Source organism: Actinosynnema sp. NPDC023658 (genome assembly GCF_040639995.1).
Lineage (GTDB): Bacteria > Actinomycetota > Actinomycetes > Mycobacteriales > Pseudonocardiaceae > Actinosynnema.
This window is the reverse complement of record NZ_JBFAAX010000094.1, coordinates 1-17,366: the sequence shown is the minus strand read 5'-3', so window position 1 is coordinate 17,366 and position 17,366 is coordinate 1. Positions and strand designations below refer to the sequence as shown.

17 protein-coding genes and 1 pseudogene are annotated in these 17,366 nt (G+C 71.1%); 10 read left to right on the top strand and 8 right to left on the bottom strand.

What is annotated here, in order from left to right; translation table 11 throughout:
- On the bottom strand, positions 1 to 1,170 hold a 1,170-nt coding region (locus AB0G02_RS13870), incomplete at its 3' end, for a YihY/virulence factor BrkB family protein (protein ID WP_360793545.1).
- A 189-nt stretch (positions 1,171 to 1,359) separates the two neighbouring features.
- Between AB0G02_RS13870 and AB0G02_RS13865 the strand changes: the two genes are divergently transcribed.
- From AB0G02_RS13865 to AB0G02_RS13845, 5 genes are all read left to right on the top strand, one after another.
- Positions 1,360 to 3,078 (top strand): DEAD/DEAH box helicase, encoded by a 1,719-nt coding sequence (locus AB0G02_RS13865; RefSeq protein WP_360793543.1) that lies wholly within the window; start codon positions 1,360 to 1,362, stop codon positions 3,076 to 3,078.
- Between the two features lie 189 nt (positions 3,079 to 3,267).
- Positions 3,268 to 4,407 (top strand): substrate-binding domain-containing protein, encoded by a 1,140-nt coding sequence (locus tag AB0G02_RS13860; protein ID WP_360793541.1) that lies wholly within the window; start codon positions 3,268 to 3,270, stop codon positions 4,405 to 4,407.
- Between the two features lie 124 nt (positions 4,408 to 4,531).
- A complete protein-coding gene (locus AB0G02_RS13855; protein WP_360793539.1) occupies positions 4,532 to 5,305 on the top strand; it encodes an ATP-binding cassette domain-containing protein in 774 nt (257 codons plus the stop codon).
- Positions 5,306 to 5,340: 35 nt separating this feature from the next.
- A complete protein-coding gene (locus tag AB0G02_RS13850; protein WP_360793537.1) occupies positions 5,341 to 6,771 on the top strand; it encodes an ABC transporter permease in 1,431 nt (476 codons plus the stop codon).
- A gap of 1 nt (position 6,772) precedes the next feature.
- Entirely contained in the window at positions 6,773 to 7,945 is a 1,173-nt protein-coding gene (locus AB0G02_RS13845) for an ROK family protein (protein WP_360793535.1), read from the top strand.
- Between the two features lie 165 nt (positions 7,946 to 8,110).
- On the opposite strand, the gene AB0G02_RS13840 is transcribed toward AB0G02_RS13845, so the two are convergent.
- From AB0G02_RS13840 to ppgK, 4 genes are all read right to left on the bottom strand, one after another.
- The gene (locus AB0G02_RS13840) at positions 8,111 to 8,290 is read right to left on the bottom strand and encodes a hypothetical protein (protein ID WP_015800348.1); all 180 of its coding nucleotides are present in this window, start codon (positions 8,288 to 8,290) and stop codon (positions 8,111 to 8,113) included.
- A 414-nt stretch (positions 8,291 to 8,704) separates the two neighbouring features.
- Complete coding sequence (locus tag AB0G02_RS13835) at positions 8,705 to 10,198, bottom strand: vanadium-dependent haloperoxidase (protein WP_360793533.1); 1,494 nt, start codon at positions 10,196 to 10,198, stop codon at positions 8,705 to 8,707.
- 174 nt (positions 10,199 to 10,372) lie between these two features.
- Positions 10,373 to 11,674 (bottom strand): RNA polymerase sigma factor, encoded by a 1,302-nt coding sequence (locus tag AB0G02_RS13830; RefSeq protein WP_360793531.1) that lies wholly within the window; start codon positions 11,672 to 11,674, stop codon positions 10,373 to 10,375.
- A gap of 197 nt (positions 11,675 to 11,871) precedes the next feature.
- Positions 11,872 to 12,633 carry a polyphosphate--glucose phosphotransferase gene (ppgK, locus tag AB0G02_RS13825; RefSeq protein ID WP_360793529.1) on the bottom strand — a complete coding sequence of 254 codons (762 nt, stop codon included), beginning with the start codon at positions 12,631 to 12,633 and terminating at the stop codon, positions 11,872 to 11,874.
- Positions 12,634 to 12,728: 95 nt separating this feature from the next.
- Between ppgK and AB0G02_RS13820 the strand changes: the two genes are divergently transcribed.
- A complete protein-coding gene (locus AB0G02_RS13820; RefSeq protein ID WP_360793527.1) occupies positions 12,729 to 13,529 on the top strand; it encodes an inositol monophosphatase family protein in 801 nt (266 codons plus the stop codon).
- Between the two features lie 63 nt (positions 13,530 to 13,592).
- On the opposite strand, the gene cei is transcribed toward AB0G02_RS13820, so the two are convergent.
- Positions 13,593 to 14,300, bottom strand: coding sequence for an envelope integrity protein Cei (cei, locus tag AB0G02_RS13815; RefSeq protein ID WP_360793547.1), 708 nt, complete (start codon positions 14,298 to 14,300; stop codon positions 13,593 to 13,595).
- Between the two features lie 442 nt (positions 14,301 to 14,742).
- Between cei and AB0G02_RS13810 the strand changes: the two genes are divergently transcribed.
- Complete coding sequence (locus AB0G02_RS13810) at positions 14,743 to 15,042, top strand: DUF4193 domain-containing protein (RefSeq protein ID WP_053717171.1); 300 nt, start codon at positions 14,743 to 14,745, stop codon at positions 15,040 to 15,042.
- A gap of 113 nt (positions 15,043 to 15,155) precedes the next feature.
- A complete protein-coding gene (locus tag AB0G02_RS13805) occupies positions 15,156 to 15,311 on the top strand; it encodes a hypothetical protein (protein ID WP_360793525.1) in 156 nt (51 codons plus the stop codon).
- Between the two features lie 73 nt (positions 15,312 to 15,384).
- On the opposite strand, the gene AB0G02_RS13800 is transcribed toward AB0G02_RS13805, so the two are convergent.
- A complete protein-coding gene (locus tag AB0G02_RS13800) occupies positions 15,385 to 15,849 on the bottom strand; it encodes a DUF3093 domain-containing protein (RefSeq protein WP_360793523.1) in 465 nt (154 codons plus the stop codon).
- Positions 15,850 to 15,873: 24 nt separating this feature from the next.
- Here AB0G02_RS13800 and dut point away from each other — a divergent pair, with 24 nt between their 5' ends.
- Positions 15,874 to 16,341 carry a dUTP diphosphatase gene (gene dut / locus AB0G02_RS13795; RefSeq protein WP_360793521.1) on the top strand — a complete coding sequence of 156 codons (468 nt, stop codon included), beginning with the start codon at positions 15,874 to 15,876 and terminating at the stop codon, positions 16,339 to 16,341.
- Positions 16,342 to 16,346: 5 nt separating this feature from the next.
- Positions 16,347 to 16,973 (top strand): DUF3710 domain-containing protein, encoded by a 627-nt coding sequence (locus AB0G02_RS13790; RefSeq protein ID WP_360793519.1) that lies wholly within the window; start codon positions 16,347 to 16,349, stop codon positions 16,971 to 16,973.
- On the opposite strand, the pseudogene AB0G02_RS13785 reads toward AB0G02_RS13790, so the two are convergent.
- Positions 16,970 to 17,366, bottom strand: a pseudogene (locus AB0G02_RS13785) (alpha/beta hydrolase); the annotation flags it as partial. The gene AB0G02_RS13790 and the pseudogene AB0G02_RS13785 overlap by 4 nt on opposite strands.

Genomic DNA, 17,366 nt, shown 5'->3' with positions numbered 1-17,366 from the left:
CTCACCCTCGCCCGCTCGTTCGCCGGTCCTCCCGGCGGTCCGCTCGTCGACCCGTTCCACCGACGGCCCGCCCGCTTGTTCAGCGCGCCTCGGCCGCTCAGCGCGCCCGGCCCGTTCCACCGGCAGCGGCACGGTGTGGTTCACGTCCGCGGGCGACGGCGCGGTGTGGCCGGTCGACGGGCTCGACGGGCCCTCCCAGGTCTGCTTGCCCTCGTCGGACCGGATGCGCTCGGCCGCCCGCTCGATCTCCAGCCGCTGCCACCGCCGCCGCTGCCGCCGCGTCATCCTCGCCGGCCACATCTCCTGCATCGCGCTGTTGGAGTACGCGCCGAGCGTGATCGCCATCCCGATCAGGTACGCGAACAGCAGGAACGCGATCGGCGTCGCCAGCGCGCCGTAGGTGTAGCCGGTGGTCGTGATCCACTTGATGTACAGCCGCAGCCCGATGGACGACAGCAGGAACACCGCCATCGCCAGCACCGCGCCCGGCACGAGCCGGTGCCACGGCAGCTTGTTCGGCAGCGCCACCTTGTACAGCGTCGTCAGCGCCACCACCAGCAGCACGCCGATGCCCGGGTAGTAGAACGCGCTCAGCCACGACTCGATCGTCTCCCGCCACGGCATCGGGAACAGCTGCGGCAGCAGGTCGGGGCCCAGCGCCAGCACCGGCAGGCCGATGATCAGCAGCACCAGGCTGGCCATGTACAGCAGCAGCGCGAAGATCCGCTGCCACACCTCGTTGCGCACCCCGTACTGGTCGTGCGCCGCGGTGATCGCGTCCACGAACGACGACATCGCGGACGAGCCGGCCCACAGCGAGATCAGGAACCCGACCGAGACGATCTCGCCCTTGCCGGTGGTCAGGATCTGGTCGACGGTGGGCACGATCACGCCGTTGACCACGTCCGGGCTGAAGATCGTCCGGCAGGTCGAGATGATCCGGTCCTTGACCGCGCTCACGACCTCCGGGCCGAACCAGTCACCGAGGTACCCGAGGCTGCCCAGCAACCCCAGCAGCAGCGGCGGGAACGACAGCACCTGCCAGAACGCCGCCTCCGCCGCCTCGGAGAAGATGCTGCCCTCCCAGGCCTTGGACAGCGTGCGCGCCAACAGCCGCAGGGGGCCCTTTCGGCCCGCGCTGCGTGCTGTGTCGTCCTTAGGCGAACCCATCGCAACATCAAGCATGGTGCATGGCGGGTGATTTCGCGCCATCGGAGACCGTGCGGCGTCGGCGCAGCGGGTAGGCTGTCGATGCCCTCGACGGTCACCCGCACCGAGGGCATTTGCGTGTCCACCGCCGCAACACCGCCGCACCGACGGCGCGGCACGCCCGCTGATCAGCGCAGAAGGGGTTCGAGGTTGTCGCAACCGCAAGTCGCCACGACCCGTCCCCTCCGCGCCTGGCAGCGTCGGGCGCTCACCAAGTACCTGGCCGCGAAGCCGAAGGACTTCCTCGCCGTCGCGACGCCCGGCGCGGGCAAGACGACGTTCGGGCTGCGCGTCGCGGCCGAGCTGCTGGCCGACCGGACCATCGAGGCCGTCACGATCGTCACGCCCACCGAGCACCTCAAGCACCAGTGGGCGCAGGCCGCGGCCGAGGCCGGCATCGCCATCGACTCGAACTTCCGCAACACCAACGCGGTGACCTCCCGCGACTACCACGGCGTCGCCCTCACCTACGCCCAGGTCGCGGCGCACCCGATGCTGCACCGGGTGCGCACGGAGAACCGCAAGACGCTGGTCCTGCTCGACGAGATCCACCACGGCGGCGACGCGAAGTCGTGGGGCGACGCGATCAGGGAGGCGTTCACGCCCGCCGTGCGGCGCCTGTGCCTGACGGGAACGCCGTTCCGGTCGGACGACTCACCGATCCCGTTCGTCAGCTACGAGCCGGGCCCTGACGGCGTGCAGCGCAGCCGCGCCGACCACTCCTACGGCTACTCCGACGCGCTGCGCGACGGCGTCGTCCGGCCGGTGATCTTCCTGGCCTACTCGGGCGAGGCGCAGTGGCGCACCAGCGCGGGCGAGGAGTTCTCCGCCCGGCTCGGTGAGCCGCTGACCCAGGAGCAGACGGCGCGGGCCTGGCGGGTGGCGCTGGACCCGACGGGGGAGTGGATGCCGTCGGTGCTCAAGGCCGCCGACATGCGCCTCACGCAGCTGCGCAACGGTGGCATGCCGGACGCGGGCGGCCTGGTGATCGCCACCGACCAGACCGTCGCCAAGGCCTACGCCGAGATCCTGAAGCGCAACACGGGCCACGACGCGACGCTCGTGCTGTCCGACGACCCGAAGGCGTCCGGCCGGATCGCGGAGTTCGCCGCCTCGCAGGACCGCTGGCTGATCGCGGTGCGCATGGTGTCGGAGGGCGTGGACGTGCCGCGGCTGGCCGTCGGCGTGTACGCCACCAGCGCCTCGACCCCCCTGTTCTTCGCCCAGGCGGTCGGCCGGTTCGTGCGGCAGCGCGCCAAGGGCGAGACGGCGAGCGTGTTCCTGCCCAGCGTGCCGGTGCTCCTCGGCCTGGCCAGCGAGCTGGAGCAGCAGCGCGACCACGTGCTGGGCAAGCCGCACCGGGAGAAGGACGGCTGGGACGACGAGCTGCTGTCCCAGGCCAACCAGACCAAGGACGAGCCGGGCGAGGAGGAGCGGGCGTTCACCGCGCTGGGCGCGTCCGCCGAGCTCGACCAGGTGATCTACGACGGCTCGTCGTTCGGCACGGCCGCGTTCGCGGGCAGCGACGAGGAGCAGGAGTACCTCGGGCTGCCCGGCCTGCTGGAGCCCGACCAGGTGCGCGCGCTGCTGCGGCAGCGGCAGGAGAAGCAGCTGGTCGAGGCCAGCAAGCGGCAGGTCGCGGCCCCGGCCGCCCCGGTGCCGGCCCAGACGCGCCCGGCGAGCGTGCAGGAACGGCTGGCGCAGCTCCGCAAGGAGCTCAACACGCTGGTGGCCATGTACCACCACCGCACGAAGAAGCCCCACGGCAAGATCCACAACCAGTTGCGCGAGTACTGCGGGGGCCCGCCGACCGCGATGGCGAGCATCGACCAGCTCGAAGAACGCATCGCCACGCTGCGTTCCTGGTGACGACCGCTGTGCGTTCGTTGTGACCTCAGGTGACGAGCTACTGCATTAGACGTAGTCAGATGACCGTTCGGTTACCTGGTCGTTAGCGCATCGTGCCTACTTGACCGGTCAAGTGTGCTTCCGGTCACCGCATGTCACGGCATACGTTGTGCGCCACAACATTTACGCTCCTGCGTGAAAGGATGGCGAATGCGCAGCAAGAGCCTCGCTCTCATCGCCCTTGGCACCGGCCTCGCCGTTGCCATGACGGCATGTGGCGCAAACTCGTCCCCGGGTGGTAGCACCACCTCGTCGGACACCAACACGAACAGCGGCTCGGGCGGCGCGAAGGTCGGCGTCATCCTCCCCGAGACCGCCAGCTCCGCGCGCTGGGAGGGCTTCGACAAGCCGCTCCTGAAGAAGGCGCTCGAAGCCGAGGGCCTCCAGGCCGACATCCAGAACGCCCAGGGCGACGTGCAGAAGTTCTCCACGCTCGCCGACGGCATGATCAACGCCGGCGTCAAGGTGCTGATCATCGCCACGCCCAACAGCGAGGTCGGCGCGACGGTCGCCAAGAAGGCCGAGGCGCAGGGCATCCCGGTCATCGACTACGACCGGCTGAACCTGGGCGGCAGCTCGAAGTACTACGTCTCGTTCGACAACGAGAAGGTCGGTGAGCTGCAGGGTCAGGGCCTGGTCGAGGGCCTGGCCGCGCTGGCGCCGGGCAAGAAGCCCGCCGAGGTCATCGAGATCGAGGGCGCCCCGACCGACAACAACGCCACGCTGTTCTACAACGGCCAGCAGAAGGTGCTGAAGGCGAAGTACGAGGCCGGCGACTTCAAGCTGGTGCAGTCGAAGCCGATCGACAAGTGGGACAACCAGGTCGGCGGCACCACGTTCGAGCAGATCCTCACCGGCAACGGCCAGAAGGTCGACGGCGTCGTCGCCGCCAACGACGGCCTCGCGGGTGCGGTCATCACCGTGCTGAAGAAGTACGGCCTGAACGGCAAGGTCCCGGTCACGGGCCAGGACGCCACCCCGGACGGCCTGCAGGCCGTGCTGCGCGGCGACCAGTTCATGACCGTGTTCAAGCCGATCAACGAGGAGGCCGGGGCGACCGCCAAGCTGGCCGCCGCGCTGGCCAAGAACGACACCGCCGCCGCGGACAAGATCGCGACCGCGTCCGTCAACGACCCCACGGGCAAGCGTGAGGTCAAGTCGGTGCTGCTCACGCCGCAGCTGATCACCAAGGACAAGGTGAAGGTCGTCGTCGACGCCGGCTTCGTCAAGGCGTCGGAGGTCTGCGTGGCCGACCTGGCCGCCGTCTGCACCGAGCTCGGCATCAAGTAGTCCGGGTTCGCGCCGAGGCGGGGTGTGTCACACCCACCCCCCCCCGGCGCGTCCACCCCTGTGCGGGTGGGTGACACCTGGGAACGGGTTAGACCCCTCAGACGGGTTAGACGGAGGAATTCCAGTGAGCGAGCCGATCCTCGAGCTGCGCGGCATCAACAAGAGCTTCGGTCCCGTGCACGTCCTGCACGACATCGACTTCGATGTCCACCCGGGGCAGGTCACCGCCCTCGTCGGCGACAACGGCGCCGGCAAGTCGACGTTGGTCAAGTGCATCGCGGGCATCCACCCGACCGACTCGGGTCAGGTCCTGTTCGGCGGTGAGGAAGTCCACATCCACGGCCCGCGCGACGCGGCGGACCTGGGCATCGAGGTCGTCTACCAGGACCTCGCGCTGTGCGACAACCTCGACATCGTGCAGAACATGTTCCTGGGCCGCGAGCGCGGCAAGCTGGGCATGCTCGACGAGGCGGACATGGAGCAGGCCGCCCGCAAGACGCTGACCTCGCTGTCGGTCCGCACGGTCAAGTCCGTGCGCACGCAGGTCGCGTCGCTGTCCGGCGGCCAGCGGCAGACCGTGGCGATCGCCAAGGCCGTGCTGTGGAACAGCAAGGTCGTGCTGCTGGACGAGCCGACCGCGGCGCTGGGCGTCGCGCAGACCCGCCAGGTCCTCGACCTGGTGCGCAGGCTCGCGGAGCAGGGCTTGGGCGTCGTGCTGATCAGCCACAACATGAACGACGTGTTCGAGGTCGCGGACCGCATCGCGTGCCTGTACCTGGGTCGGATGGCGGCCGAGGTCAACACCAAGGACGTCACCCACGGACAGGTGGTCGAGCTGATCACCGCCGGCCGGTCGGGCGACCTGGGCATCGCCCGGCCCGAGAACGCGACCATCTGATGCCGTCCCGAGCTCCCCACGACGAGGAACCCAGCATGACCAACACCACCAGCGAGACGGCGCCGCAGGACTCACCGCAGGGCGCGATCTCCGACTTCGGCATCGACACCACCTCCCAGTCCACCGGCGAGGCGGTCCACGACTACGTCGCCCGCCTCCGCGGTGGCGAGCTGGGCTCCCTGCCCGCGCTGCTCGGCCTGGTCGTGCTGCTGATCGTGTTCAGCTCGCTGGCCGACACGTTCATGACGCTGGGCAACATCGCCAACCTGCTCGCGCAGGGCGCGAGCGTCGTCATCATCGCCATGGGCCTGGTGTTCGTCCTGCTCCTGGGCGAGATCGACCTGTCCGCCGGCACCGCGTCCGGCGTCACCGCCGCGGTCATGGCGCTGCACCTGATCAAGGGCGGCAACCTGCTCGGCGGCATGGGCGACACCGTCTTCTACCTCTTCTGCGGCCTGCTCGCGCTGGCCGCCGTGCTCGCCGGGCTCATGCGCATCTGGGCGGGCGTCGCCATGTCCGTGATCGCGCTGGCCATCGCGCTGATCGGCGTGCCCGCGAACCCGTGGGTCGAGATGCTGCTGGCCGTGTGCGTCGGCACCGCGATCGGCTGCATCACCGGCTTCCTGGTCGCCCGCGTCGGCATCCCGTCGTTCGTCGTGACCCTGGCGCTGTTCCTGGCCTGGGGCGGCGTCATCCTCCAGTTCATCGGTGAGGGTGGCACGCTCGGCCTGCGCGACGACGTGATCTTCAGCGTGGCCAACGGCAACCTGAGCACCGCGGGCTCCTGGGTGCTCTTCGTCATCGCCGCCGGCGGTTACGCCGCCGTGGTGCTCGGCCGGCACTTCAGCAGGCTGCGCCGCGGTCTGGTCGCCTCACCGACCCCGATCATGCTGGTCAAGGTCGGCATCGTCGTGGTGCTGGCCGCGGTGGCCACCTACGCGTTGACGCTCAACCGGTCCCAGAGCAGCCTCGTGGTGATCACCGGCGTGCCGTTCGTGGTGCCGATCGTGCTCGTGCTGCTGGTCATCGGCACGTTCGTGCTCGAACGGACCCGCTACGGCCGCCACGTCTACGCCGTCGGCGGCAACAAGGAAGCCGCCCGCCGCGCCGGCATCAACGTGGCGCAGATCCGGATGAGCGTGTTCGTCATCGCCTCCTCGCTGGCGGCCGTCGGCGCGATCGTCTACTCGTCGAAGGTCGGCTCGGTCGACCCGAACGCCGGTGGCGGCAACACGCTGCTGATGGCGGTCGGCGCGGCCGTGATCGGCGGCACCTCGCTGTTCGGCGGCAAGGGCAAGCTGCGCGACGCGGTGATCGGTGGCGCGGTGCTGGCCACCATCCAGAACGGCATGGGCCTGCTGAACCAACCCGCCGCCGTGGTGTACATCGTGACCGGCCTCGTGCTGCTGCTGGCCGCGAGCGTCGACGCGCTGTCCCGCCGCCGGGCGGCCACCGCCGCCCGCTGACGTGAGCCCACCGACCTCGGGAGCCCGACCCGACGAGGTACGCAGGCACAACAGGACGGCGCTGCTGCGCCGGTTGCACGTGGACGGGCCCTCCACCAGGGCTTCGCTGGCGGCCGAGCTCGGTCTCAACCGCAGCACGATCAAGGCCCTGGTGGACGGCCTGGCCGAGTCCGGGGTGGTGGCCGAACGGGTGCCGGCGCAGCGCTCCGGCGCCGGCCGCCCGTCCCTGCTCGTGCTGCCGCAGCCGCACGCCGCGGTGGTCATGGCCATCGACATCCGCGTCGAGCAGGTGGCGATGGCCATGGTGGGCCTGGGCGGCGACATCCTCGGCCGGGACTCGTGGAACCTGCACCACCGGTCCCGCGACCCGGGCGAGGTGATCACGCACGTCGCGGACTCCGCCAAGCTGCTGGCCGACGAGCTGGACGTGCAGGCGGTCGGTGTCGGCGTCTCCGTCCCCGGCGTGGTGCGCCGCGCCGACGGGCTCGTGCACGAGGCGCCCAACCTGCACTGGACCGACGTCGCGCTCGGGCAACGGCTCTCGTCGGTGCTCAAGGTCCCGGTCCAGGTCGGCAACGACGCCGAGCTCGGCGCCCTGGCCGAGCACGTGCGCGGCGCGGCCCGCGGGTCGTCCGACGTGGTCTACATCTCCGCCGACGTCGGCATCGGCGGCGGCGTCATCTCCAGCGGCCAGCCCCTGCGCGGCACCGGTGGCTACGTGGGCGAGCTGGGGCACATGGTCGTGCGCCCCGGTGGCCGCCGCTGCTACTGCGGCTGCCAGGGCTGCTGGGAGACCGAGGTGGGGGAGGCCGCGCTGTGCCGCGCCCTGGCCCTGCCCGAGGACGCGCCCCGCGGCGCCGTGGTGGCCGAGCTGCGGTCGTTGGCCGGGTCGCCGGACAGCGTCGCGCACCGGCTGGGGGAGTTCACCGAGTGGCTGGCCATGGGCCTGATCACGGTGACCAACATGCTCGGTCCGGAGCTCGTGGTGCTCGGTGACCTGTTCACCGCGCTGCCGGAGTCGTTGGTGGACCAACTGCGCCGCACCGTGCAGAAGCGCTCGCTGGTCTCCCGCGCGGTCGGCGGCACCAGGATCGTCTCGTCGCCCCTCGGCCGTGACGCCAAGCTCGTCGGCGCCGCCGAACTGGCCTTCGAGCCCGTCCTCGGGGACATCTGACAGCTCCGCGGCCCGGTGCCCGCGCTGCGCCCCGTTCCGTCACGCCGCGCATCGCCATCGGAACGGACCGTGCGCGCCCCGGAAAATGCAGGGGGGCGGGGATCCTCGCGGATCCCCGCCCCGGACGGCTTGGGTGCTACGAGTCCCCGCCGGGACTCGTGGTGTTCAGCCCTGCTGCAGCTCGGCAGCGAGTTCGCGCAGCTTGGTGCTGTGCTCACGGGCGTGGTGCCCGCAGAACAGCAACTCGCCCCCGGAGGGGAGCACGGCGCGAACCTGGGCAGCAGCCCCGCAGCGGTCGCAGCGGTCGGCAGCGGTCAACGCGGGGCGGGTGAGCGTGGTAGTCATGGAAATCTCCCTCCGTCCCGGCACCGGGGATCGGTGCCCTCACACCTAGCTGCGACCACCTCGCATCTGGCGGGTGCGCCGTGTTCGCTGCTTCCACTCTTGCAGACGCACGGGCGTAAGTCAGTGTTCCCTGGGCCGTGGCGACCCGCGTCACTCGTCATCTACCCGGCGCACGGGTGGTCCGAACCTGCCACTTCCGAAGGTCCGAACCGGCCCCGCTCACGTTCCGCTGTCGTGGCAACGGTTTTCCGACCTGCGAATACGTCGTTCGACGCACCCCGACTGCTCCAGAAGGTTGGCCCCGCCGGGACCGCGATGTGATCGGTAACACTTTGGTCAGCCCAGAGCGAACACGGCACCCGGTTCCACGATCCGGACGTGATCCGCCCGGTTCGCGGACCGCCCGAGTCGCCGTCAGATGGTGACGCGACGCCCGTCGAAGCGCGTCAGGCCGAACGACGCGTCCTCGTGGTTGACCCGCACGTGGTCGCGCAGCACCCCGATGCCGACCGCCTCACCGAGCAGCACGGCCTCGGTGAAGTCCGACCGCCAGTGCACGCCGGCCATGTTCCGGCCGGTCGGGATGTTCGCCGCCACCTTGTCCAGCTCGCCACCCACGGTGAGCAGGCCGCCACCGGTGTAGGGCACGAGCCGGACGCCGTCCGCGGCGGGCACCACCGGGTCGGGCAGCACCCACGACTCGTCGAACCACGCCTTCAGCACCGTGACGCACGCCCCGGCGACCGTCGCGTGGCCCGAGCCGTACGACGGGTGCGTCGGGGAGCCCTCCGGGAACGCCTGCGGCAGCAGGTACGACCCGTGCTTCTCGTGGGTGAGCTTGACCGCCTCCGAGTCCAGCACCTCGCGGTCGATCATGTCGTAGTCCCGCAGGCCCGACAGGTGCGCGTGGACCCGACCGCCGAACGCCTCCGGGCGCAGCCTGCGGTGCACGTACCACTTCTGGAACCACGCCGCCTTCAACGCCCTCGTGGCCACCTCCGTCACCAGCGACAGCAGGTGCGGCGGGCCGTAGGTGCCGAACCCGACCTGGTTGACCGAGTGCCGGTACGGGTTGCCCGCGTCGAACGGGGCGCCCAGGTCGAGCAGGATCAGCGCCGCGTTCAGGTACCCCTCGTACAGCGCGTCGAAGTGCACGTAGTTCGCCAGGTCGCGCGGCGTGCGCAGGTACCGGCGGTTCACGTGGTCCCGCTTGATGCCCCGCACCTGGGCGCCCTCCTGCACCGCGCGCCACGCCTCGAAGTCGGTCAGGTAGTCGCGGTCCCGCCGCACGGTGTCGTGCAGCTGCGGGATGCGCAGGGTGCCGTACTGGACGTCCCGCAGCAGGAACTGCGACAGGAACGGCCCGCGCAGGTCACCGCGCGTGCCGCCGCGGAAGATCGTGTCGGGCGTGACGCGCCCGTCGACCTTCGGCGCCCGGTAGTCGCTCAACCTCGACAGCTCGTCCGCCGCCTGCGCGATCAACGGGTGGGTGTCGTACTCGGTGAACGGCACGTCCCTGGCCAGCGCCATCCAGTACAGCTCCACCGCCTCGGCCGAGTTGCGGGCGCTGTCGATGCGCGGCGCGGGCGGCACCGCCAACGACTGCGGGTCCGGGCCCTCCAGGTCGAACGCCAACCCGGCCTGCGGGTTGATGAACTTGGTGCCGCGCCCCAGCGGGATGCGCTCGAAGTCCTCGGGCCGCCCGGTGGCCAGCGCCCTCAGCATCGTGTTGTACGCGTCGGGGCGGACCTCGCCCACCTCGTCGTGCGGCAGCCCCTTGCCGTAGTTGGCGACGTACGGGTAGTCGCCCTCCTCGCCGTTGTTGACGTGCTCCGGCCACGGCTGCCGGTCCAGCGCGTCCGCCGAGGCGAGGCGCGACAGGCGTGCTTCAGTGCGACGTTCACTCATGGTTTCCCCCTGCGTCGGCGCGTCCCCTGCCGCCCCCCGGCGGCCGCGCCACCTCCAGGACAGCACTGAGAGTGAAGGGCGGCATCGGCCGAACGGGTGGTAAACGGGTGAAAGACCAGGGCCCCTCGACCGAACGGTCGAGGGGCCCTGGCCCTGAGTGATCTTCGCCTGGTGTCAGTCCAGGTAGTCGCGCAGCACCTGCGACCGCGACGGGTGGCGGAGCTTCGACATCGTCTTCGACTCGATCTGCCGGATCCGCTCGCGCGTCACGCCGTAGACCTGGCCGATCTCGTCCAGCGTGCGCGGCTGGCCGTCGGTGAGGCCGAACCGCAGCCGCACCACACCCGCCTCGCGCTCGGACAACGTCGCCAGCACGGACTGGAGCTGGTCCTGCAGCAGCGTGAACGACACCGCGTCCACCGCCACCACGGCCTCGGAGTCCTCGATGAAGTCACCGAGCTGGCTGTCGCCCTCGTCACCGATGGTCTGGTCCAGCGAGATGGGCTCCCGGGCGTACTGCTGGATCTCCAGCACCTTCTCCGGGGTGATGTCCATCTCCTTCGCCAACTCCTCCGGGGTGGGCTCGCGGCCCAGGTCCTGGAGCAGTTCGCGCTGGATGCGACCCAGCTTGTTGATGACCTCGACCATGTGCACCGGGATGCGGATGGTGCGGGCCTGGTCGGCCATCGCGCGGGTGATCGCCTGGCGGATCCACCACGTCGCGTACGTGGAGAACTTGTAGCCCTTGGTGTAGTCGAACTTCTCGACCGCGCGGATCAGACCGAGGTTGCCCTCCTGGATCAGGTCCAGGAACGCCATGCCGCGACCGGTGTAGCGCTTGGCCAGTGACACCACCAGGCGGAGGTTCGCCTCCAACAGGTGGTTCTTGGCCCGCTCGCCGTCCCGCACGATCCACCGCAGGTCGCGGCGCATCTGCGGGGTCAGCTTCTCCTGCTCGTCCTCGGCGCGGCGCACCCGCTCGGCGGCGTAGAGGCCGGCCTCGATGCGCTTGGCGAGTTCGACCTCCTCCTCCGCGTTGAGCAGGGCGACCTTGCCGATCTGCTTGAGGTAGGCGCGGACCGAGTCGGCCGACGCGGTGAGCTCGGCGTCCTTGCGGGCTTGCCGCAGGGCCTCCGACTCCTCCTCGTCCCAGACGAAGTCGCCCTCGCCCGGCTTGGCCTCTTCCTCGGCGGGCTCCTCCTCGACCGGCTCGTCGATCAGTTCGACGTCGTCGACCAGGTCTTCGGCGTCTGGAGCACCTTCGAGGTCCTCGGGCTCCTCGCCGTCCTTCTTCACCTTGCCAGGCGCGGCAGTGGCGGCCTTGGCGGCCGTCTTGCGCGGCGCCCGCGTGGCCGTCTTCCCCGCCGCGGCGGTCTTCGCCGCCGGCTTCTTCGCCGGGGCCTTCCTCGCCGAGGTGGCCTTGGGCGTCTCCTCGGCGTCAGCCTGAGCTGCCTGAGTCGTCTTCGCGGCTGCCACGTACGCCCTTTCGCGACTGTCGATCAAGGTCGACCGAAGGGCGCGAACCTCGGTCGCCTGAGTACGGGGGATCCCCCGCCGGATCGTTCGTCAGCGGGGCACCGTTCCATTGTAACGACGAGAATCGCGTGCCGTTGCGCCCCGGCGTCCTCCGGGGTGGTCCGGCACGCGTTCTCGCAGGTCGAAGGCCTGCTAATTCAGTGGCGCAGACCTTGCGCGGCGGCCACGGCGGCACCCACGATGCCCGCGTCGTTCTTCAGGGCCGCGGCGACCACCTCGGTGCGCACCTCCAGCAGCGGCAGCCACTTCTCCGCCTTCTTGCTGACCCCGCCGCCCGCGATGACCAGGTCCGGCCAGATCAGGTTCTCCAGCACCGAGATGTAGCGCGACACGCGGGGCGTCCACTCGGCCCAGGTCAGGCCCTTGTCCTCCTTCACCGAGGCCGCCGCGCGCTTCTCCGCGTCGTGCCCGTCGACCTCCAGGTGGCCGAACTCGGTGTTGGGGACGAGCTTGCCGTCCAGGAACAGGGCGCTGCCGATGCCGGTGCCGAACGTCAGCAGCACCACCAGGCCGTCCCGGTCGACACCGGAACCGAACCGCATCTCCGCGATGCCGGCGGCGTCGGCGTCGTTGAGGACGACGACCTGCTCGGTCGGCCGACCCAGCCGCTCGGCGAACAGCGCGGCGGCGTCCGTGCCGATCCACGCCTTGTCCACGTTGGCCGCGGAGTGCGCGACACCGTGCTTCATGACGCACGGCAGGGTGACGCCGACGGGACCGTCCCAGTTGAACTTCTCGACGATCTCGGCGACGACGTCGGCGACCGCGTCCGGCGTCGACGGCTGGGGTGTGGTGATGCGCAGCCGCTCACCGTCCAGCGCCCCCGCTTCGAGGTCCACGAGCCCGCCCTTGATGCCGGAACCGCCGATGTCCACGCCGAACCCGCGGGTCATGCCCATCCCCGTGGCCCTTCCTACTCGATTCAGTAACCGTGGCCGCAGACATTAGCCTGCAGGTCTCCGATAGTCCCGTGAGAGTGACGCAGGAGGAACAGTTGCGTTTCGATCCCCGCTCATTGGTCGATGCCGCCGTGCTCGTGGCGCGAGAAGCCGGGCGGCTGGCCCTGTCGATGCGCGAAGCCGCCGTGACCGACGTCGACACCAAGAGCAGCGCCACCGACGTGGTGACCGCCGCCGACCGCGCGTCCGAGCAGCTGGTGCGGCGGCGGCTGGCCGAGCTGAGGCCCGGTGAGCCGGTGATCGGGGAGGAGGAGGGCGGCAGCGCTTCGGTCGAGGGCCTGACCTGGGTCGTCGACCCGATCGACGGCACCGTGAACTACCTGTACGGCATTCCCCACTACGCCGTGTCGGTCGCCGCGCAGGTCGACGGCGAGTCCGTGGCGGGCGCCGTGGTGGAACCGGTGACAGGGAACGTGTGGACGGCGGCGCGCGGCGGCGGGGCGTGGCTCGACGGGCGCAGGCTCGCGGTGTCCAAGTCCACCCGATTGGACTTGTCCCTCCTGGGTTACGGCTTCTCCTACCGGCCGGAGCGGCGGCAGCGGCAGGCGGAGGCGTGGGCCGGTCTGGCGACCAGGGTGCGGGACATGCGGCGGGCCGGTGCGGCGTCGCTGGACCTGTGCGCCGTGGCGGCGGGGCGGTTGGACGCCTACGCCGAGCACAACCTGGGCCGCTGGGACTGGGCGGCCGGCGCGCTGGTGGCCCGCGAGGCGGGCGCGGTCGTCCACCTTCCGGGTGAGGTGCCGGAGCTGGGCCCGGACGCCACGTTCGCCGCCGCGCCGGGCATCGCGGACGCCCTGTTCACCGCTCTGGTGGAATGCGGCTTCGGCGAGGTCTGACCCCGCGCCACCCGGACCGCCGCGCCCTCGCCCCGGCGGTGCGCGCCGAGGACGCGCCGGGCGTCAGCAGTGGACGTCGCGCGCGCCCTTGAGGTGCCCTGCGTCCAGCGACAGCGCCGTCGCGCCCTCCGCCGCCTGCCCGCCCTGCTGCTCGGGCTGCTGCGCCGCCCACTCCGCCAGCTGGTCGAGGACCTTGCGGGCGTCGCTGTTCGGCTTCACGTCGCTGAACTTCTGGCCGATCGCCACGTCCACCGTCGCGTCCTGCCGCTCGTCGCGCACCAGCTCCAGGCACGGCTCGACCAGGCTCAACGTCCGCGCCGCGCCCGCACCGGGCGCCCCGAACCGGATCTGCCCGCGGCAGTCCATGTCCTGCGCCGGGTACACCGGGTCGTTGCCCGGCTCGGCCGCCTGCTTCATGCCCAGCTCGGTCAACGTCGTCGCGACGAACCGCGCCTGGTTGCGCTGGGTGCTCGCGTTGAACACGCGGAACTGCACCTGGCCCACCGGCACCGGGTCCGTGCGGTCCAGCGCGTCGTGCCCCAGCACCGAGCCCAGGGGCGGCGCCGGCTCGGCGGCGGGCGCGACCGGGGCGCCGGCCGACGGCGACGGCGTGCCGCCGGGCGGGTTGCACTTGATCGCCGCGTCCACGTCGCCCTCGCTCGCGAGCACGCGGTTCCACACCACCACCGCGGTCACCACGAGCACCAGGAAAAGGATCAGCGCCGGCCACGGCCGACGCTTGCGGTACCGCGTCGACCCGCCACTCCCCATACCGGGTCCCACGTCCGTCGACCTCCCCTGGCCCAGTGCTGACAGTGATCAGGCTATGCCGCGCCCCGCGGCCCCGCGCCTCGGGCGGGGTTGTAGCGGGCCGCAATCACCCGGTCGCGGACGGTCAACGCCCTGCTCGGGCGTCGGAGCGCGGGAGCACCGGGTGGGTGATGCGCGTCCCAGCCTATCTGGCCAGCGTGGGAAGGGCCTGTCACCCGTCTGCTCAATTAGGGGGAACCCGCTGCGCGACCCCCCGAAGGATGAGCTACCCTCTCGGCGCTCCGCGCACCGCCGGACACCTGAAAGCGTCGACGAACAGGGGGTTGGCGCCCGGCAGCACGAGCGAGACCTCCGTCACTGGGGACGGAGGGCACAAACAGGGGCGCTGGTGCGTTAACCAGCGACACGAACAGTCTCCGTTGACCGCAGGGGTGAAAGAAGTATGGCGACCGACTACGACGCACCGCGTCGCAGCGAGGCAGACGAACTCGCTGAGGACTCCCTCGAGGAGCTGAAGGCGCGGCGCAATGAAACGCAGTCCGGGGTCGTCGACATCGACGAGGACGCGACCGCCGAGAACTTCGAGCTGCCGGGCGCCGACCTGTCCGGTGAGGAGCTGACGTTCAAGGTCCTGCCGAAGCAGGCGGACGAGTTCACGTGCTCGAAGTGCTTCCTGGTGCACCACCGCAGCAGGCTGGCCGAAGAGGTCAACGGCCAGTACATCTGCCGCGACTGCGCCTGACGCACGACCACGCACGAACCCGCACGACCAGCACCGCGAGCACGACCGGGACCATCAGCCCAGCACCGACCGACCAGGTCAGCAGCGCCGACCGGATCAGCACCACCGATCGGGTGAGCACCACCGGGCAGCCGACCACCGAGCAGTCCAGCACCGACGACCGACCCGGCACGACCCGGCAACACCGCACCACCAGCCAGCAGGCAAGCCCCTACGACCAGACCTGGGCGCTCACCCCCACCGCCGGGGTGGCGCCCAGTCCCCGTTGACGCGGTCCCCGTCGAGCAGACATCGCCCGGGACCCGCGTCACCCGGCAGGCTCCACCGACCGACCGCCTGCCCTCACCGCTCGCGCAGCAGGGCCGCCAGCTCCTCCGCCGACCGCACGCTGAACAGCCAGTACGGCGTCGGGTCCGCCTCGTCGCGCAGCTCGACCCGCACCATCGGCCCGACCCACCCGCGGTGGGCGACGTAGGCCATCGGGTCCAGGTTCGGCCCCATCGCCTTGCTCTTGGTCCTCGCGTCGAACACCTCGACCTCGCCGAGCAGGTCCAGCGGCACGTGCGCCGCACCGACCCTCAGCTCGCCGCCGGACACCTCGACCTTCACCGAACCCATCCGCACCAGCAGCAGCACCACCAGCGGCACCGTGACGAGGTACGGCAGCCAGGACCGCACGCCCGGGAACCCCATGTGGATCTCGGCGGCCAGCAGCACGGCGGCGGCCAGCGGCAACGGCCAGGCCCACCACGGCACGTACAGCCGCTCGCGGAAGGCGATCGGGGCGGTCACAGCAGTCTCGCTCACGCCACCAGGGTAGTCTCGCGCGCCGTGCCCAGCGTCGAGGTCCTGTTGTCCCGGCTCGATCCCGCCGTCCCGCTCCCCGCCTACGCCCGACCGGGTGATGCCGGCGCCGACCTGGTGACGACCACCGACGTGGTGATCGAACCGGGGGAACGCGCGGTGGTAGGCACTGGGATCGCGATCGCGCTGCCCGAGGGGTACGCGGGATTCGTGCACCCGCGGTCCGGTCTGGCCGCGCGGGTCGGCCTGAGCGTGGTCAACACCCCGGGCACGATCGACGCGGGCTACCGGGGCGAGATCAAGGTCTGCCTGGTCAACCACGACCTGCGCGAGCCCGTAGTCCTGACTCGCGGTGACCGGATCGCCCAGCTGGTGGTGCAGAAGGTGGAACACGCGGTGTTCCGCGAAGTCGACGAGCTGCCCGGCTCCGTGCGGGGCGCGGGCGGCTACGGCTCTACAGGCGGGCACGACGTGCTCGCCCGGACGGAGGGGTGAAGGCGATGTTCGGAAAGCGCCGCAAGCGCGGTAGGCACTCCGCGAACCGGGGGACGGCGCAACCCGAGGTCGAGTTCGACGGCCTCGACGAGGCCGAGGACGGCCCGTTCGACGAGTCGCAGGCCCCGAACGACGGCCTGAACCGGCTGGACCTGGGATCGATCCGGCTGCTCGTGCCCGACGGCGCGCAGCTCCAGGTGCAGCTGGACCCGAACGGCGCGGTGCACGCCGTGAACCTGCTGACCACCGTCGGCCAGCTCACCGTCAGCGCGTTCGCCGCGCCCAAGACCGACCGGCTCTGGCCCGAGGTCAGCGGCGACATGATCAGCGACTTCAAGTCCAAGGGCTTCCGGATCCTGCGCGAGAACGGCGAGTGGGGCGAGGAGATCACCGCCCGCAACAATGAAGTACACCTTCGTGTGGTCGGTGTGGATGGACCGCGGTGGCTGCTGCGCGGCATCGCGGCGGCGCCGACCGAGGAGCAGAGCGTGCACGCGACCGAGGCCCTGTACTCGGTGATGCGCGGCACGGTCGTGGTGCGGGGCGAGCAGCCGATGCCGGTGCGCACGCCGTTGCCGATCGAGCTGCCCGAGGCCATCGCCCGCCACATCCAGTCCCAGCAGCAGGGCTAGCCCCGCCGCGCCGCCGGGCGGATGAGCCCGGCGTCGAGGTGGGCGGCGAGCGCGGCGCGGCCCAGGGACTCCCGGTCCGCGCCCCACGCCGCCAGCGTCGTCGTCCGCAGAGAGGCACGGGGTAGCGCCCCGACCCACTCCCGGGCGACCTCGATCGGGTGAACGGGGTCGTCGGTGCACGCCGCGACCCCCACCGGCACGGTCAGCCGGCCCAGCTCGGCCAACGTCGGTGACGACGACCCGGCGGCCTCCCGCAGCGCGCCGACCAGCCGCGTCCCGTACCGGGTCCACGCCCGCCGCAGCTCGTCACCGAGCCAGCCGTCGACCCCGGCCAACGCCGCCTCGACGCCGTCCGACTCCACCACCGAGGCGCTGACCTGCGCCGCGACCGCC

Excerpts from the sequence above, each read along its gene's own strand:
- AB0G02_RS13850 (WP_360793537.1), top strand. The coding sequence starts at position 5,341 with ATGACCAACACCACCAGCGAGACGGCGCCGCAGGACTCACCGCAGGGC.
- ppgK (WP_360793529.1), bottom strand. The coding sequence starts at position 12,633 with ATGGGCATGACCCGCGGGTTCGGCGTGGACATCGGCGGTTCCGGCATC.
- AB0G02_RS13840 (WP_015800348.1), bottom strand. The coding sequence starts at position 8,290 with ATGACTACCACGCTCACCCGCCCCGCGTTGACCGCTGCCGACCGCTGC.
- AB0G02_RS13835 (WP_360793533.1), bottom strand. The coding sequence starts at position 10,198 with ATGAGTGAACGTCGCACTGAAGCACGCCTGTCGCGCCTCGCCTCGGCG.
- AB0G02_RS13790 (WP_360793519.1), top strand. The coding sequence starts at position 16,347 with ATGTTCGGAAAGCGCCGCAAGCGCGGTAGGCACTCCGCGAACCGGGGG.
- AB0G02_RS13860 (WP_360793541.1), top strand. The coding sequence starts at position 3,268 with ATGCGCAGCAAGAGCCTCGCTCTCATCGCCCTTGGCACCGGCCTCGCC.
- cei (WP_360793547.1), bottom strand. The coding sequence starts at position 14,300 with ATGGGGAGTGGCGGGTCGACGCGGTACCGCAAGCGTCGGCCGTGGCCG.
- AB0G02_RS13810 (WP_053717171.1), top strand. The coding sequence starts at position 14,743 with ATGGCGACCGACTACGACGCACCGCGTCGCAGCGAGGCAGACGAACTC.